Genomic DNA, 17160 nt, shown 5'->3' with positions numbered 1-17160 from the left:
ATCTGGAGCTCATCGCCGACCTAAAGGTTCAAGCTGTCAAGCATTTCGCGTGGCAGTAGCAAGGCCCCCGATCCGTCCTCAAGCCTGTGGATGGTTGTCTTGAACATCATCACGCCATGGTTGCATCTATTTCCATAGAACAGCCTTTTGGCCAAATCAGCAGCCCTCGCTAGTCGGCCAGCAACCGATCCATCAGCCGGTTGGCCGCTTCCGGGATGACGGTTCCCGGCGGGAAGATCTCTGCCGCGCCTGCGGCCAGCACCGCGTCGTAATCTTGTGGCGGAATGACGCCGCCGGCGACGATCAGCATGTCGCCATGGCCGAGCTTCTTCAGCGCGTCCTTGAGCTCGGGGATCAGCGTCAGGTGCCCGGCGGCTAAGGAGGAGGCGCCGATGATGTCGACATCGTGCTGCACCGCGAGCTTCGCGATCTCGTCCGGCGTCTGGAACATCGGCCCGACGGTGACATCGAAGCCCAGATCGGCGAAGGCGCTGGCGATCACCTTCTGGCCGCGGTCGTGGCCGTCCTGGCCCATCTTGGCGACCAGGATGCGCGGCTTGCTGCCGGATTTCTTTTCGAACGCTTCGATCTTCTCCTGCAGCCGCTCAAGCGCCGGGTTGTCGCCGAGCGCCTCGCGATAGACGCCGGAGATCGTCTGCACCGCCGCCGTGTGGCGGCCGAATACTTTTTCCAGCGCCAGCGAAATCTCGCCGACGGTAGCGTTGGCGCGCGCCGCGCGGACCGCGAATTCGAGCAGGTTCTCGTCGCTCTCGGCGGCACGGGTCAGCGCCGCCAGCGCATCCTCCAGCGCCGCGACGTCGCGTGTGCCTTTCAGCCGCTGCAGCTTCGCCAATTGCCTGGCCTTCACCTCAGCATTGTCGATCTTCAGCACATCGACCTCGATATCCGCTTCAGGCTGGTGCGCGTTGACGCCGACCAGAATTTGCTCGCCGGAATCGATGCGTGCCTGGGTACGCGCGGCGGCTTCCTCGATACGCAGCTTCGGAATGCCTTTCTCGATCGCCGCCGCCATGCCGCCGAGGTTTTCGACCTCCTCGATATGGGCAAGCGCGCGCGCCGCCAGATCATGCGTCAGCCGCTCGACATAGGCCGAGCCGCCCCATGGATCGATCATGCGCGTGGTGCCGGATTCCTTTTGCAGGATGAGCTGCGTGTTGCGCGCGATGCGCGCCGAATGGTCGGTCGGCAGCGCCATTGCTTCGTCGAAGGAATTGGTGTGCAGCGACTGGGTGTGCCCCTGCGTCGCCGCCATCGCCTCGATCATCGTGCGGGTGATGTTGTTGTAGGGATCCTGCGCCGTCAGCGACCAGCCCGAGGTCTGGCAATGGGTGCGCAGCGACAGCGAGCGTTCGTCCTTCGGCGCAAAATTCTTCTTCATCAGGTTCGACCACAGCAGCCTTGCGGCCCTGAGCTTGGCGACCTCCATGAAGAAGTTCATGCCGATCGCCCAGAAGAAGGACAGGCGCGGCGCGAAACGGTCGATGTCGAGGCCGGCGGCGACGCCGGCGCGGGCATATTCGATGCCGTCGGCGATGGTGTAGGCAAGCTCCAGATCGGCCGTCGCGCCGGCTTCCTGCATGTGGTAGCCGGAGATCGAGATCGAGTTGAACTTCGGCATATGCCTGGAGGTGTAGGCGAAGATGTCCGACACGATCCGCATCGAAGGTTTCGGCGGATAGATGTAGGTGTTGCGGACCATGAACTCCTTCAGAATGTCGTTCTGAATGGTGCCAGTGAGATCGTTCTGGGCGACGCCCTGTTCCTCCGCCGCCACGATGTACAGCGCCATGATCGGCAGCACCGCGCCATTCATCGTCATCGACACCGTCATCTCGTTGAGCGGAATGCCGTCGAACAGCTGGCGCATGTCGAGGATGGAATCGATCGCCACGCCCGCCATGCCGACATCGCCGGCGACGCGCGGATGGTCGCTGTCATAGCCGCGATGCGTGGCGAGATCGAAGGCGACCGACAGGCCTTTCTGGCCGGCCGCGAGGTTGCGCCGGTAGAAGGCGTTGGATTCCTCGGCTGTCGAGAAGCCGGCATATTGCCGGATCGTCCATGGCTGCTGGACATACATGGTCGGGTAGGGGCCGCGCATGAAGGGCGGCAGGCCGGGATAGGTGTCGAGGTTGGCAAGACTCTTGAGATCGCCTTGGCCGTAAACATGCTTTACGGCGATGCCTTCCGGCGTCATTCGCTGGCCTCTGAGCTCGACCGGCGCGCGACGCGGCTCCGACCAGCCGATCTGGCTGAAATCCGGGATCATGATCCGGCTCCGATCGACTGATCGATGCGCACCGGAAACAGCGGCTCGCAGGTCGCCACGCCTTCGGTCAGGGCCGGGCGCCGCTCCTGCGGCAGCGTCTCGACCGGACGCTCCACCGGCGCGCGGTAAAGCGTCGTGCCGACAATGCTGCGTTCGCCCGATCTGTAGGCGCCGTTGCGCTTGGCGGCGGCCGTCTGCACTCGGTTCTGGATATAGCCCTGCTGCAGGCTGGCGAGCACGCCGCCCTCGGCCTCGATGCGCTGGAATTCTTCCCAGGCCGCGGCGCAGAGATCGTTGGTCAGCGCCTCGACCGAACCGGAGCCGCAGGCCGGATCGGCGACATGGCCGATATGGCTTTCCTCGGCCATGACCAGCTGCGCGTTGCGGGCGACGCGGCGGGCAAAGCCGGCCGGCAGCCCGTGCGCGATGGTATGCGGCAGGATCGAGATCGAATCGGCGCCGCCGGTTGCCGCCGCGAAGGCCGCGATCGCCGTACGCAAAATATTGGTCTCCGGGTCGGCCATCGTCATCATGCGATAGGAGGTCTCGGCATGGATGCTGGCGGTCGAGGCTGGGATGGAGCAGGCTTCCTGGACGCGCGCCCAGAGCTTGCGCAACGCCCGCACCTTGGCCATCGACAGGAACTGGTCCTGGTCCACGCTGAGCGCGAAGCCGATATAGGGCGCCGCATAGACCAGCGGCTGGCGCGCCTTCTCGAACATTCTGAGATAGGACACGACCGATGCCATCATCGTGCCAAGCTCCTGCGCCTCGGTGGCGCCGGCATTGTGGAAGACGCGGCCGTCGGCCTCGAGCAGCACGCCCGGCACGCCCATCGAGAAGAAATGCGCCAGCGACTGCGGCATCGATTCCTGCAGCGCCTCGATCGAGGTGCGCAGCCGCCCGGTTCCGGCGAAGATCGCTGCCGGGTCGATGCCGAAGGAAAGGTTGAGCTTGGCCGGATCGGAGCGGCGGCGGCTCAGGAAAGCCAGCAGCCAGTCGGCCACGGCGCGACTCCAGGGGTGCGCGTCGATGCGCACCTGAACGCGGTTGAGCGGCACGCCGTCGAGCACCCTTTCCAGCGCCTCCGCGGTGCGCGGCAAGCCGTAGCCGAAGGCATTCGGCGCACCTTCGAAGACAAGCGACAGGCCAGTGGCACCTTGGGCGATGTCTTCCAGGGCTTGCGCGCTGGCCCGGGCGACATCCGGGTCGTCGACGCGCTGACTGACGATCCAGGGCGCGGTCGGATTTGTACGCGGCAACGGCTCGGCGGTCGTCGAGCGTTGGCTGAGCGGCTCGATGCGGATGCCGTCATCGGTGTGGGAGACGAGCTTTTCCTCGAAGGAACCGCCGGCAAGCGCCTTTTCCGCCAGCGCCTGCCAACGCTTGGCGTCCGGGTTCGGAAGGTCGACATCCCTGGTCAAGGCGCCGGCGCCCATCGCTCTCCTCGCTTCTCGGTCGCATCAGCCGGTCAAGCCAATCTAAGGTCAGGAACCGGATATCACAATGCATCATCCGGCCGGGTTCTCTCGGCCAGCCAATCGATTGCCAAACATGCACCGAATCCGCAAGCGCCAAAGGCCAAATTCGCTGCTCCCCAAAATCGAGACTGGGCATTGCCGCATGCGACCGGCGTTACTATACCTCGGGAGAGGCCTTTGAGCGGAACAGATTGCGGAGACCGGACATGGTTGACGAGACCAGTATCTTCATCGGCGCCAGCCGCAAGCCCGACGATTCCTATCAGCGCGCCGAAGAGCTGCTGCTGCGCTACGGCAACCGCCACGGCCTCGTTACCGGGGCCACGGGCACCGGCAAGACCGTCAGCCTGCAGGTCCTGGCCGAGGGCTTTTCCAACGCCGGCGTGCCTGTCTTCTGCGCCGATATCAAGGGCGACCTTTCCGGCATATCCATGATGGGCGAGGCCAAGGATTTCCTGGTCAAGCGCGCCGAGCAGGTGAAGCTCGATCCTTATCAATTCCAGGAATTCCCTGTCATCTTCTGGGATCTGTTCGGCGAGCAGGGCCATCCGATCCGCGCCACCATTTCGGAGATGGGCCCGCTGCTTTTGTCGCGGCTGATGAACCTCACGGAAGCTCAGGAAGGCGTCATGAACATCGCCTTCCGCATCGCCGACGAGGAAGGCCTGCTGCTGCTCGATCTCAAGGACCTGCAGGCGCTGCTCGCCAACATCGCCGAGCGCGCCGACGAACTCAGCGCACGCTACGGCAATGTCACCAAGCCGTCGGTCGGCGCCATCCAGCGCACGCTGCTGGTGCTGGAGAGCCAAGGTGCCGCCAACTTCTTCGGCGAGCCGGCGCTGCGCATCGCCGACATCATGCGCACCACCCGTGACGGGCGCGGCGCGATCAGCGTTCTGGCGGCCGACAAATTGATGATGAATCCCAGGCTCTACGCCACCTTCCTGCTCTGGCTGATGTCGGAACTGTTCGAGGAACTGCCCGAGGTCGGCGATCTCGACCGGCCGAAGCTGGTGTTCTTCTTCGACGAGGCGCATCTTTTGTTCGAGGACGCGCCGAAGGTGCTGATCGATCGCGTCGAGCAGGTGGTGCGACTGATCCGCTCCAAGGGCGTCGGCGTCTATTTCGTCACCCAGAACCCGCTGGATATTCCGGAAAAGGTGCTTGCCCAGCTCGGCAACCGCGTCCAGCATGCGCTGCGGGCCTATACGCCGCGCGAGCAGCAGGCGGTGCGCACCGCGGCCGAGACCTTCCGGCCCAATCCCGATTTCGACTGCGCCACCGCCATCACCCAGCTTGCCACCGGCGAGGCGCTGGTCTCGATGCTGGAGGACAAGGGCGTGCCGGCCATGGTCCAGCGCACGCTGATCCGGCCGCCGTCATCGCGGCTCGGCCCGATCACGCCCGAAGAGCGCCGCAAGATCATCGCCGAGAGCCCGGTCGCCGGCCAGTACGACGAGGCCGTCGATCGCGAATCGGCCTTCGAAATGCTGCAGAAAAAGGCCAAGGAGGCGCAGGACGCCGAGGCTCAGGCACAACAGCAGAACAGCGGCGGTTCGCGCTGGACCATTCCGGGCTTCGACGATGTCCTGGGGACAGGCAACCGGCGGTCTTCCAACCGCCAGACCGTGGCCGAAGCCGCCATCAAGTCGGTGGTGCGCTCGGTCGGCTCGTCCGTCGGCCGCGCTATCGTGCGCGGAATTTTGGGAAGCCTGGCGCGAGGCCGCTGAAGCAAAGAGACGGTACCGCGCGGAGCGCGACGCGAATCACGCCTGTAAGCTTTGACGTCGGGCGAAACCCGCTTGCCGTCGCGCGAATCCGTCGCGGAAATGCGCCGCCCCGGAAAGCTGCCCTCGTTACCTCGCGACGATCAAATCTTACCTGCCGACGGGTAAGCCGCATCAGCGGCAGCTAAAACTTTTCGCAAGGGAACTTTTCCCAGCAGAACCGCAATTTCATGAAATACCGGACGCGCCAAATCATGGCCTTTGACGTGCTGTTGCCGGGGGGCAAACTGGATAGCGCCGACAGCACGTGCGATCACGAATTATTGTGGCCCGGAACCGAAAGCGCCCGCTAAGGTTGGGCCAAGACTGCGGAGGGCTGAGCATCAGGAGTCCAAGTTGCGGCGCGATGACGATCTGCAAGCTTGGTATTCGGAAATTCCTCCTGAAAGGCGGCCGCTGCTGAACGCGAAAGGTGGGCTGTCGCTCGGCCACGCTCGCCTCGTGGCGCAATTCCTGAGCGAAAACTTTTCGCGCAAGCTTTCGCTCGCCGAAATGGCCGCTGTGTGCGGGCTGTCGCCTTACCATTTCGCCCGTGCTTTCTCCAAGACGTTCGGCGTGACGCCGCATCAATATGTTCTTGCCCTTCGCCTTGACTTTGCCGAGAAGCTGCTGGCCGACAGGCGCATGTCGATCACGGACATCGCCTATCTGAGCGGCTTCTCGAGCCAGAGCCATCTCACCACCACGATGAAGAAATACCGCGACGTAACTCCAATGCAGGTGCGAGAGAGGCTGGTTCAATCGGGGGCCGGCAGGCAGGGCTAATTCCCGCGCAGTTATCTATGGATCGGCTTATAAAAGGTATTACTAAAGTAATTTTGCGTTAACCCATGGAAGACCTACGGTATATTTTCAGATAAACAGCAATTTGTTGGAATACGAGCCCCGGAAAACCTGTCTTTCTGCAGCAAATCCGGTATTCGGATTCTAAGCTGGCCGAGGGGACATGAGCGACGACACGGCGGTTCGCCGGAGCCTTTCCGAGGAGATCGGTTACTGGCTGGAGTCGGCATCGAGGACGCTTGAGAAGCGCTATGGAGATGGCGTGCCCCTGGCCAAGCAGGACATGCTGCTGGCCCATTATCTCTACGGCCTCACGACCGTCGTTCACGCGCATGACGCACCTGCCGTCCATCTGGCGGCGGTGCGGTCCTATCTCGAGCGGCTGATCCCGCCGGAGCGGGTTGCCGCGGCGCTTCAGGCTGTGCCCGAGGCGGGTGACGCCTGGCTTGAAAACACGCTCGATCGCGTCGAGGCGATCGGGGAAAAACAGGGCCACGCGCTGCTCGCGCGCGGCGCCGATGTGATCGTCCCATTTTCGAGCAGACACGCTTTGGCGGCAGGGTCGGCGGAACCTGCCGTTATCGAGCGCGACCCACCCAAGGAGGCATTCTCGCAATGAACTTCAGGCAAGAACGTATCGCTCAGCGCGGGTCGGCCCGATTTGCTGGAAACTGGGTCTCCGGCGCCACCGACAGCCGCTCGCTGCGTCGTCGCCTGATGGCGGCGCTGCGCAATGCGCATCGCGTGCTCGGCATGCGACGCAAGGGACGTGGGCTCGGCAAGCTCGGCGTCGGCGCAAGCCTTGGGTATATTGCATCGGCCGCCGCTTTGTTCCTGTTCGCGGCGCCGGCGCAAGCGCAATATGCCGCTGGCGGCGGGTCCGCGACCGCTCCCGAGACCATAGCGATCGGAAATGGCTCAAACGCCAGCCTCAACTGGGCCATAGCGCTCGGCTTCCAGGCCCAATCGACGGCGCAATACTCTGTCGCTATCGGCCGAACCGCGTCGGCCACCGGCCCCGGCGGCGCGGTGGCGCTGGGCTCCGGCACAATTTCGAACAACGTCAATACGGTAGCGATCGGCGTCAGCTCCAGTGCAACCGCCGCGGGCGCCAGCGCCCTGGGAACCTTCTCCGTTGCTTCGGGTGGCAACGCCACAGCCGTCGGCGTCAGTTCCTTGGCCAGCGGCGCCACCTCCTTCGCCGGCGGCTGGGGGACCCAAGCCACCGGGCTGCGCAGTACCGCGATTGGCAATTCATCTGTTGCGTCGGGAATAGATGCCTTTGCTCAAGGTACTTCCGCCACCGCAAGCAACCAGAATGCCATCGCGATCGGCTTCCAGTCGGTCGCTACACAGATCAACTCCATCAATATCGGCGGGCGCACTCTTGCGGGAGCGGGCGCTACTGCGCAGGGCGCCATCGCTCTTGGCACCGATGTGACGGCGTCTCAGCAAAACACCGTTGCCATAGGCATCCTGACCAAGGCAACGGGAACGAGCGCCACGGCGATGGGCAACACGGCGAGCGCCTGGGGCAACCAGTCCATCGCACTCGGCTTAGGCGCGCAGGCGGGCGTTCAGGCCAACACGGCGCTACCGAACAGCATCGCGATCGGCACCAATTCGCTCTCTTCCGGCGCTTTCGCCGTCGCGATGGGCAGTGCTTCAATTGCGAGCGGCTCCGCCGGCACCGCGGTTGGCAACACCGCCGTTGCCAGCGGCCAAAACGCGTCCTCGTTTGGGTCCGGAGCGAATGCGACGGGAGACAATTCGCTTGCTGCCGGCGTGAGCGCCAACGCGGCTGGCGCACAGTCCGTGGCACTCGGCATCGGGACCGTAGCCAGCGCCGACAATTCCACCGCCGTCGGACGTGACACCCGCGCCACTGGACTCAACAGTACCGCGCTCGGCCGCGGCGCCCAAAGCAGCGCCGTGAACTCCATCTCTCTCGGCGCAGGGACGAGGGCGTCCGGGATAGGCGCCGTCTATGTCGGCTCGAGCACTTTTGCAACGAGCGCCAGTGGAGACAACGCCATCGGCATCGGCACGGACGTGACGGCATCTGCGGGCGACGCCCTTGCGATGGGACGCGAGAGCCAGGCGACTGCAGCCAACGCCGTCGCGGTCGGTCTGCAGTCCGCTGCGCTCTCCGCCGACTCCATCGCCATCGGAACGGGCGCGACTACCGATGGCGGCAAGGCCGTGGCCATCGGCGCCGGCAACACCGCCTATGGCGACGGCGCGGTGGCCATCGGCGATCCGAGCTACGCCAGCGGTACCGGCGCCTTCACCGGCGGCGCCAATAACATCGCCAACAGCGACGGCACGGCGACCGCTACCGCCGCCAATATGGCCAACGGCGCCGTTGCCATCGGCAACAGCAACAAGGCGATCGGGCAAGGCTCCGTGGCGCTGGGCAACGGCTCTACCGCGGGCGCCGCCGGTCTCGCCGGCAATGTCGCCCTGGGCGACGGCGCTACTGCGGCGGCAAGCTCCGGCGACGTGGCGCTCGGCTCCGGCTCGGTAACCGCCGCAGCAGTCGGCACCAGCGGCACGACGATCGGCACCACGACCTACGCCTTCGCCGGCACGACGCCGACCTCGACCGTCAGCATCGGCGCTCCAGGCGCGGAGCGGACCCTCACCAATCTCGCCGCGGGCCGGCTCAGCAACGCCTCGACCGACGCCATCAACGGTTCGCAGCTTTTCGCCACCAATCAGCAGGTGACGCAGAACACGACCGATATCGCCAACATCGGGAATACGATCACCAACATCAACACCGGTGCCGGCATCAAGTATTTCCACGCCAATTCGACGCTGCCCGACTCCCAGGCTCTGGGGACGGATTCGGTCGCGATTGGCCCCAGTGCCGTGGCCAACAACGCCGGCGACGTGGCAATCGGCCTGAATTCGGTATCCGGCACCACGACGGTTGTCGGCGGCACGACGATCGGCGGCGTCAACTACACCTTCGCCGGCGGAACGCCGGCCGGCGCATTCTCGGTCGGCTCGGTGGGCGCGGAGCGCCAGATCCAGAACGTCGCGGCCGGGCGGTTGAGCAACTCCTCGACCGACGCGGTCAATGGCTCGCAGCTCTTCGCCACTAACCAGCAGGTGACGCAGAACACCACCGACATCGCGGCCAACACCGCCGACATCACCACTCTCGGCAACACGATCAACAACATCAACACCGGCGGCGGCATCAAATATTTCCATGCCAATTCGACGCTTGCCGATTCCCAGGCTCTGGGGACCGATTCCGTCGCGATTGGCCCGAATGCCGTCGCCAACAATGCCGGCGACGTGGCGATCGGCCTGAATTCGGTGTCCGGAACCACGACCAATGTCGGCGGCACGACGATCGGCGGCGTCAACTACACCTTCGCCGGCGGAACGCCGGCCGGCGCGTTCTCGGTCGGTTCGGTGGGCGCGGAGCGCCAGATCCAGAACGTCGCGGCCGGGCAGTTGAGCAACTCCTCGACCGATGCGGTCAACGGCTCGCAGCTCTTCGCGACCAACCAGCAGGTGACGCAGAATACGACCGATATCGCCGCCAACACCGCCGACATCACCACGCTCGGCAACACGATCAACAATTTTGCCGGCGACACCTCGACTGCATATACGGACGCCAATGGCGACGGCATCCGCTACGTGCGCACCAACGACACCACGCTGCCGATTACCGACGCCTTCGCGCAAGGGGTTGGCTCCTCGGCGCTCGGCTATCAGGCGACCGCATCCGCCGCCAATTCCCTGGCCCTCGGCCGCGGCACCGCGGTCACCATCGCCGACGGCGTGGCGCTGGGCTCCGGCTCGGTTTCGGATCGCGCCGTCGCGCCCGCGTCGGGATCGATCCTCTCCGGCACCGGCCTCATTCCCTACAACACCGCGGATATGAGCCTGCTCGGCGCCGTCTCGGTGGGAACATCCACCGCTTATCGCCAGATCATCAACGTGGCCGATGGCACGCAGGACCAGGACGCGGTCACGCTCCGCCAGCTGAAGGGCGCGCTGAGCTCCTTCGCGGTAACGGGGACCATGTACTTCCACGCCAATTCGACCGCGCCGGACTCGCTGGCTGTCGGCGCCGAGTCGGTCGCGATCGGCCCACGCACCACCGTCAACGGCGACAACGGCATCGGCATGGGCAATGGCGCCATCGTCCAGCAGACGGCGCCGGGCGGTATCGCGATCGGCCAGAACGCGACCTCCAACCAGGCCGACAGCATCGCCTTCGGCACCAACTCGACCGCCAACGGCGCCCAGTCCATGGCGCTCGGCGCCGGCGCCACGGCCAACGAGCCGGGCAGCGTCGCTCTCGGCGCGGGTTCGACCACCGCCGCCGCAGTCGCCACCACCGGCACGACGATCAACAGCGTCAACTACACCTTCGCCGGAACCGCTCCGACGAGCACGGTGAGCGTCGGCAGCGTCGGCAACGAGCGCACCGTTACCAATGTGGCGGCGGGGCGGATCAGTGCCTCCTCCACCGACGCCATCAACGGCAGCCAGCTCTATGCCACCAATCAGGCTGTCGAAGCAGTGCAGGGAAGTGTCGGCAATCTGAATGAATTCGCCGTCCAGTATGACAAGAACCCGGACGGCACCAAGTCCAATTCGCTGACGCTTGTCGGCGGCGACGTGAATGCGCCGGTCGTCATCCACAATGTCGGCGCGGGCACCGCCGATACCGATGCAGTCAACGTGCTACAGTTCAACAACGGGCTGGCGACAACGTTCGACAACTCCAAGGCCTACACCAACCAGGTGGCGGCCACCACGCTGCAGCAGGCCAATGCCTACACCGACTCCAAGCTCAGCCAGCTCAACATGGATATGGGCGAGGCTCGGGGCGAGGCGCGTCAGGCCGCCGCGATCGGCCTTGCGGCCGCCTCGCTGCGCTACGACGACCGTCCGGGCAAGTTGAGCGTGGCGGCCGGCGGCGGCTACTGGCGCGGCGAAGGCGCCGTGGCGTTCGGCGCCGGTTACACCAGCGAGGACGGCCGGGCGAGAGCAAACGTTTCGGGTACGACGGCCGGCGGGCACTGGGGTGTCGGCGCGGGCGTCAGCTTTACCCTGAACTGAGTCCATTGATGACCAGGCAGACGGCCCTTGCCGTGATATCCGGGACTTGCCTCCTTCTGTCCGGCGCGCACGCGGCCGGGCAGCAGGCGGCCCAGCCTGCCTATCGGATAAAACCTTCCGACGTCGCGGTGCCCGCGGGCGTGAAGCTTGGCGACTATCAGCGCACCACTCGTCCGTTCGAGAACTGGACGCTGATCTGCGACGAGAACCTGCAGGCCAGGAAGAAGGTCTGCAACATCGGCCAGTCTTTCATCGATCAAAGCCAGGCGTTGGTCTTCAGCTGGTCGCTCGCGGCCGACGAGAAAGGCAAACCCTTCATGATATTGCGGACTCCGAGCGCGGCAGGTAAGGGCAGCAAGCTTTCGCTGAGACTTGCCGGCCGCAAACAGCCGGTCGACGTTCAACTGCAGGGTTGCGATGCGTCGGTCTGCGTCGGCTATGTGCCCGTCGGCCCGGTGCTGCGCGAGCAGATCGGCAAGGAGACCACGGTCCAGGTTTCCTATTCCCTGCCGTCGGGGGCGACCGTCAACCTTGATGCCCCGTTCAAGGGACTCAAGACCGCGCTGTCGGCCATCAACTAGAAAGACTTCGAGATGACACGCCAATCCATCGAGGACAGAATCCTGTCGCACACCCAGCCGGCCGCGCTGCCGGAGCCGCCGGCAAGTCCGCCGCCACAGCGTTCGCCAGGCTGGCGCCTGGCGCGAAACACGGCGCTGCTCGGCGCGTTCGCGGTCTTGGTCGCGGCGGCGGTGGTCCTGTCGTTCCGTCTCTATCCCGCGCTTGGGACATTCGTCGCTGGCACGGCCTCCGCGCAGGCGCAGGCGCCCATCCAGGGCAAGCCGACCGAAGCCGTGCCCGCGCCGGTCGACGCCTCGGCAAACAAGAATCCGTTTCAGGCGCATGTCGCGCAGGCAGGTGTCCGCACCTGCGCCAATCTCTTTGCCGCGATGGGGCAGGCTCTGACTGCCGGGTCGACCTATGCGATCCAGACGCAATGGGACAAAACCTCACCCGACACCCATGCCGTGCAGGCCGTCGCCGGGATGAGCTACAACCTGCCGGACTACAAGACGCAGGCCGCGGGCGTCGTTTTTGCCTCGCCTGTCGGCCAGAGCTGCGAGGGTGGCTTCATGCGCGTGGCGCCGTTCCCGCGCTCTTGCCAGGAAGTCGTCGGGACGCTTCCGAAGGGCAGCCTGCTGGCGGACAATCTTTCGAACTCGATGCTTTTCAACCTGGCCGACAATGCCGGCCAGGCGCTGCTGGTCCCAACCGGCAACACTTGCATCGTCGTCTCGGTCGCGCGCATGGGCGGCTAGAGCCGGGCATGACAGTCGAATAGCTGCAACTGGAGCACGAAGATGCTGATCAATCCCCGCCTTTCGATCCCGCTGCTTGCGGCGCTCGCCGGGCTTACGATTGCGAGCAACGCGGCTGACCTGATCGCCCCATCACCGCCGGCGCAGACCGGCGAGGAAAAGGGCATCTGGGGCGCGATCGCCTACTCGCCGGGCGACGGCCGTCACGGCTTTTTCTGGGGCGCCGACAAGCGGCAAGAGGCGGAAGACATTGCGCTCAAGCATTGCGAGAATGCAGATGGCAAGGGCTGCCGGGTGGTCGAGGTGTTCCGCAACCATCGCCATTGGGACGATGATGACGGCACCGGCTTTCCCTATGAGCACTGCGCGGCGCTTTCGGTAGGCAAGAGCCGTGGCGAGGCGACGCCGTTCTGGAGTGCAGCATCAGCCGCGACCCGCCGCGAAGCCGAGGAGAAGGCGACAGCCCAGTGCGGAGGCGAGAGCAAGGAGTGCAAGATCCGCGAGTGGGTCTGCACCTGACTTGCTGCGGAACTCAAGCAGCCAAGGCGGTTGGCCGATATCGCGCCGTTCACACTGGAATGAGTGGCGCGACCTCGCGGTCTGAAGGCCGGTCGCTGGATGAGAGGCCGGACACGACACCGGCGCGATCGGCGGCGTTGCGGTTCTGGCTCATCTTGCGCTTGCCTTCGAGCTTTGTGATCGGCATGCGCAGGCCGACAATGCCCTTCAGCTGCGATTGGATGAAATCCGCCGGCGCGTCCGACACCGCCCAGGGCGCGGCGCGCTCGCCTTCATGCAGGTTGGTCAGGCGGGTCACGACCTCGAGCAGCCTGTCGGCGTCCTCGAAGAATTCGATCGGCCCGTGGGCGTGGACGGCGACATAGTTCCAGGTCGGGACGACCTTCCCGGTCTCCTGCTTGGTCTGGTACCAGGCCGGCGTCACATAGGCATCCGGGCCCATGAATATCGCCAGGCCGTCGCCCACCAGCGGCACGCGCCACTGCGGGTTTGCCTTTGCGACGTGCCCGTAGATCACCCCATGCTCACCCTCGTTCTCGTCGAGCAAAAGCGGCAGATGCGTAGCCAGCGGACCTTCCGCCGTGGCGGTGATCAGCGTCGCCAGACGCGCCGCGCGGATCGTAGCCATTAGGCTCTCTTGATCGTCGTCGCGGAACGCAGGCGGGATGTACATGATGAAACTCCTTGCGTTGCACAGCAAGATGCCGGAAAGCTGGCTTGCTTGGAACATCCAGTTTTGAAGGTTTTTGGTGGTCCAGTTGGAGCAGGACGGCGTCGCGCGTCGCATCATCGCGGCCATCAAGACGCGGATCCACAGCGGCGCCTACAGGCCCGGCGATCGCTTGCCGTCGACGCGGGCCTTTGCCGCCGAATGGGGCGCGTCGCGGACCACGGTGACCGCGGCCTACAGCCAGCTCGATGCCGAGGGCTATCTGATCATCCGGCAAGGGGCGCGCGCGATCGTTGCTCCGGGGCTGGAGAAGGCGTCGGGAGAAGCGCCCGTCGCGGCCGCTTCGCCACGGCACCTGTCGGCATTCGCGCGACGGTTGCTGACCCTGCCTCCGACGGCGTTGGCGCAGCCGGCCAAGATTGCGGATTTCCGCTATGGCGACCTGTCCGGAGCGGACTTTCCCGTGCTGGCCTGGCGGCGGGCGTCGAACAAGGCAATCGTCAACCGCGCCGCGCGGCTGCGCTATGGCGACCCGCAGGGCTCTTCCGGTCTGCGTAATGCGCTTCAGGCTTATCTCTGGCGGGCTCGCGGCATCAATTGCACGCCGGACCAGATCGTCATCGTCAACGGCTCGCAGCAGGGGCTCGACCTCTGCGCGCGACTGCTGCTCGACCCCGGTGACCCCTTTGTGATCGAGAACCCGGGCTATCTGCTGGCACGCCACGCCTTCGTGGCGGCGGGAGGCATTGCCGTGCCCGTTCCTGTCGATGCCGATGGGCTACGGACGGAAAAGCTGCCGCCGGCCCGTCTCGCCTATGTGACGCCCTCGCACCAGTTTCCGCTTGGCGGCATGCTTTCGGCGACGCGGCGGCGTTCGCTGCTGGCCTGGGCCGCCGGCACGAGGGCCTATATTGTGGAAGACGATTATGACGGCGAATACCGTCACGACATCAGCCCCATTCCGCCGCTGCAGGCGCTGGACGCGGACACGGTCATCTATGTCGGCACGTTGTCCAAGACGCTCTCGCCGACCTTGAGGCTCGGCTATCTCGTCGTCCCCGTCAGCCTGCGCCGGGCATTCGGCGAGGCCAAGCGCCTGACCGACCGGCATGCTCCGATGCTGGAGCAGGACGTGTTGGCCGAGCTGCTGGCGAGCGGCGCCTATGAGCGCCACGTGCGCAGCATCCGCAGGAAGAACGCCGAGCGCAGACAGGTCCTGCTGAAGGCTTTGACTGACCATCTGGGGCCGCGGGTCACTGTCGCCGGAGCCGACACCGGCCTGCATGTCGTCGCCTGGATGAACGGCATCGATGCCGGACGCGAACCGGCGATCATCGCCGCGGCGCGCGCTGCCGGCATCGGCCTCTATCCCGTGTCGCCCCTTTATGATCCGAGCGAACCCAGGCCGGAAACGGCCGGCTTCATCCTGGGCTACGCCGGGCTCGACGCGGAGGCCTTGCGACGCGGCGTTGCGGTGCTGGCCACGATTTTGGCCGAGCACCGCTGACCGATTAGCGTCTTAGAAAATCTCGTTGGTGAGGCGCTTCACCGGGCCGAGCAGGATCGAGCCCGTCGGCACGCCATTGTCGATCGGGATCGCCTTGCGCTCCGGCATGTCCTCTTCAGGCGCGCCGATATTGGCCGTCACGATGACCGGCGTCTTGGTCGGCACGCGGTCGTAGAGGTCGATGATGTCTTGGTTGATCAGACGTACGCAGCCCGACGACACCGACTTGCCGATCGACCACCATTCGGGCGAGCCGTGCAGGCGATAGAGCGTGTCCTGATTGCCCTGGAAGAGATAGAGCGCGCGCGCCCCGAGCGGGTTCTTCAGGCCGCCTGGCATGCCGCCATTCTTGGCGCTGAATTGCGTCAGCTCCGGCTGGCGGGCCACCATCTCGTCCGGCGGCGTCCATTTCGGCCATTTCTGCTTCCACTGCACGACCGCGTCGCCGGACCATTCGAAGCCGGCGCGGCCGAGGCCGACGCCGTAGCGGATCGCCTGGCCGCCCTCGCGCACCAGGTAGAGGAAGTGGCCGGTGGTATCGACGACGATGGTGCCCGGACGCTGTCCGGTCGGATCGGGGACGATCTGGCGCAAGAATCTGTGATCGATCTTGTTGACCGGGATGGCCGGCAGGTCGAAGCCATTGTCCGACATCGCACCATACATCGTCTCATAATCGCCGAGCGGCGGCTCGACATAGGCGGGCGGCGGCGGCTGGACGGGGGCTGGTGCAGGACCGGTGGTGGTGCAGGCGGACACGGCGGCCGAGGCAGCGCCGAGGGCTGTGAAATTGAGGAAGCCACGGCGGCTGATGCGGAAGGAAGCGTCTGACATGGTTGCCTTTTCTAGGTCTTAATTCGCAAGAAAGCATGAACCCGCGGGCACGTCGCGGCGGCATTCATAACAGTCGGCGGCGATAGGCGGTTCCAATTCTGGCCTGAGGGTGGACAGAAAAAGGCGAAGCTGTGACTGCGCCACAGCTGTTGCCCTGGAGCAACAGCGGCGTCAGACCTCCGCCAGGAGACCTTCGAGCGAAGGCAAGATCAGCCCCGGCGGGAGGTCGCGATACTCGTCCGGCTGGTTGGTCCGGTTGATCCAGACCGTGCGAAAACCGAATCTCGTCGCGCCGGCGATGTCCCAGCGGTTCGACGACTGGAACGAGACCGCGCCGGGGTAAAGCCGCCAGCCGGTGACCACCATGTCGTACACCGACGGGTCGGTCTTGAAGCGTTTGACCTGGTCGACCGAAAACACGTCGTCGAGGATCTGATCGAGCGCCGCGGATTTGACCGCCGCGTCGAGCATTTCCGGCGAGCCGTTGGAGAGGATCGCAAGCTTCGCGCCCGACGCTTTGAGCGCCTTCAGCACGGCAGGCACCTCGGGGTAGCAATCGAGCCGCCAATAAGCTTCGAGCAATTTCGTCCGCAGCGCCGGATCGGCCGAGGGCACTTTGCACAAAGCGAAATCCAGCGCCTGCTCGGTCAGTTGCCAGAAGTCGGCGTACGCACCCCCCATCAATGTCCGCACCCAGGAATATTCGAGCTGCTTGGCGCGCCAGATTTCGGAGAGAAGCTGGCCGTCCGGGCCGATCTCGCCGGCATGACGGCGCACGGCGGCATGCACGTCGAACAACGTGCCATAGGCGTCGAAGACATAGGCAGCATGATGCATGTCCCAAGTTTTGCGGCGCGCAGGCTTGCCGCGCAAGCA

13 protein-coding genes are annotated in these 17160 nt (G+C 65.1%); 8 read left to right on the top strand and 5 right to left on the bottom strand.

Going from position 1 to position 17160, the window contains the following annotated elements:
• Positions 1-169 precede the first annotated feature (169 nt).
• Complete coding sequence (gene scpA, locus LB525_RS18605) at positions 170-2290, bottom strand: methylmalonyl-CoA mutase (protein ID WP_224545689.1); 2121 nt, start codon at positions 2288-2290, stop codon at positions 170-172.
• Positions 2287-3729: a methylmalonyl-CoA mutase subunit beta gene (locus LB525_RS18600; protein ID WP_224545688.1), complete on the bottom strand. Its 1443-nt coding sequence runs from the start codon at positions 3727-3729 to the stop codon at positions 2287-2289. The genes scpA and LB525_RS18600 overlap by 4 nt, the downstream gene beginning before the upstream one ends.
• A gap of 248 nt (positions 3730-3977) precedes the next feature.
• Between LB525_RS18600 and LB525_RS18595 the strand changes: the two genes are divergently transcribed.
• The 7 genes from LB525_RS18595 (at position 3978) to LB525_RS18565 (ending at position 13273) form a co-directional block, all read left to right on the top strand.
• Complete coding sequence (locus LB525_RS18595; protein ID WP_224545687.1) at positions 3978-5501, top strand: helicase HerA-like C-terminal domain-containing protein; 1524 nt, start codon at positions 3978-3980, stop codon at positions 5499-5501.
• A gap of 393 nt (positions 5502-5894) precedes the next feature.
• On the top strand, positions 5895-6323 hold the full coding sequence (locus LB525_RS18590) for an AraC family transcriptional regulator (RefSeq protein ID WP_224545686.1): 429 nt from the start codon (positions 5895-5897) through the stop codon (positions 6321-6323).
• A 181-nt stretch (positions 6324-6504) separates the two neighbouring features.
• Positions 6505-6960, top strand: coding sequence for a hypothetical protein (locus LB525_RS18585; protein WP_224545685.1), 456 nt, complete (start codon positions 6505-6507; stop codon positions 6958-6960).
• Entirely contained in the window at positions 6957-11435 is a 4479-nt protein-coding gene (locus LB525_RS18580) for a YadA-like family protein (protein WP_224545684.1), read from the top strand. Before LB525_RS18585 ends, LB525_RS18580 begins: the two co-directional genes overlap by 4 nt.
• Positions 11436-11443: 8 nt before the next feature.
• Positions 11444-12016, top strand: a complete 573-nt coding sequence (locus tag LB525_RS18575) for an invasion associated locus B family protein (RefSeq protein ID WP_224545683.1) — start codon at positions 11444-11446, stop codon at positions 12014-12016.
• A 12-nt stretch (positions 12017-12028) separates the two neighbouring features.
• Positions 12029-12754: a hypothetical protein gene (locus LB525_RS18570; protein ID WP_224545682.1), complete on the top strand. Its 726-nt coding sequence runs from the start codon at positions 12029-12031 to the stop codon at positions 12752-12754.
• A gap of 42 nt (positions 12755-12796) precedes the next feature.
• Complete coding sequence (locus LB525_RS18565; RefSeq protein ID WP_095766862.1) at positions 12797-13273, top strand: DUF4189 domain-containing protein; 477 nt, start codon at positions 12797-12799, stop codon at positions 13271-13273.
• A gap of 49 nt (positions 13274-13322) precedes the next feature.
• On the opposite strand, the gene LB525_RS18560 is transcribed toward LB525_RS18565, so the two are convergent.
• Positions 13323-13946 (bottom strand): FMN-binding negative transcriptional regulator, encoded by a 624-nt coding sequence (locus tag LB525_RS18560; RefSeq protein ID WP_224545681.1) that lies wholly within the window; start codon positions 13944-13946, stop codon positions 13323-13325.
• A 76-nt stretch (positions 13947-14022) separates the two neighbouring features.
• Here LB525_RS18560 and LB525_RS18555 point away from each other — a divergent pair, with 76 nt between their 5' ends.
• Positions 14023-15450: a PLP-dependent aminotransferase family protein gene (locus LB525_RS18555; protein ID WP_224545680.1), complete on the top strand. Its 1428-nt coding sequence runs from the start codon at positions 14023-14025 to the stop codon at positions 15448-15450.
• Between the two features lie 12 nt (positions 15451-15462).
• Here LB525_RS18555 and LB525_RS18550 read toward each other — a convergent pair whose 3' ends face one another.
• Both LB525_RS18550 and LB525_RS18545 read right to left on the bottom strand, forming a co-directional pair.
• Positions 15463-16284 carry a L,D-transpeptidase gene (locus LB525_RS18550; protein ID WP_095766864.1) on the bottom strand — a complete coding sequence of 274 codons (822 nt, stop codon included), beginning with the start codon at positions 16282-16284 and terminating at the stop codon, positions 15463-15465.
• A 171-nt stretch (positions 16285-16455) separates the two neighbouring features.
• Positions 16456-17121, bottom strand: coding sequence for a haloacid dehalogenase type II (locus LB525_RS18545; RefSeq protein WP_095766865.1), 666 nt, complete (start codon positions 17119-17121; stop codon positions 16456-16458).
• Positions 17122-17160: the final 39 nt, after the last annotated feature.

The sequence above is a fragment of the Mesorhizobium sp. CA16 genome (genome assembly GCF_020165175.1).
GTDB lineage: Bacteria > Pseudomonadota > Alphaproteobacteria > Rhizobiales > Rhizobiaceae > Mesorhizobium.
This window is presented reverse-complemented; position numbering and strand designations above follow the sequence as displayed.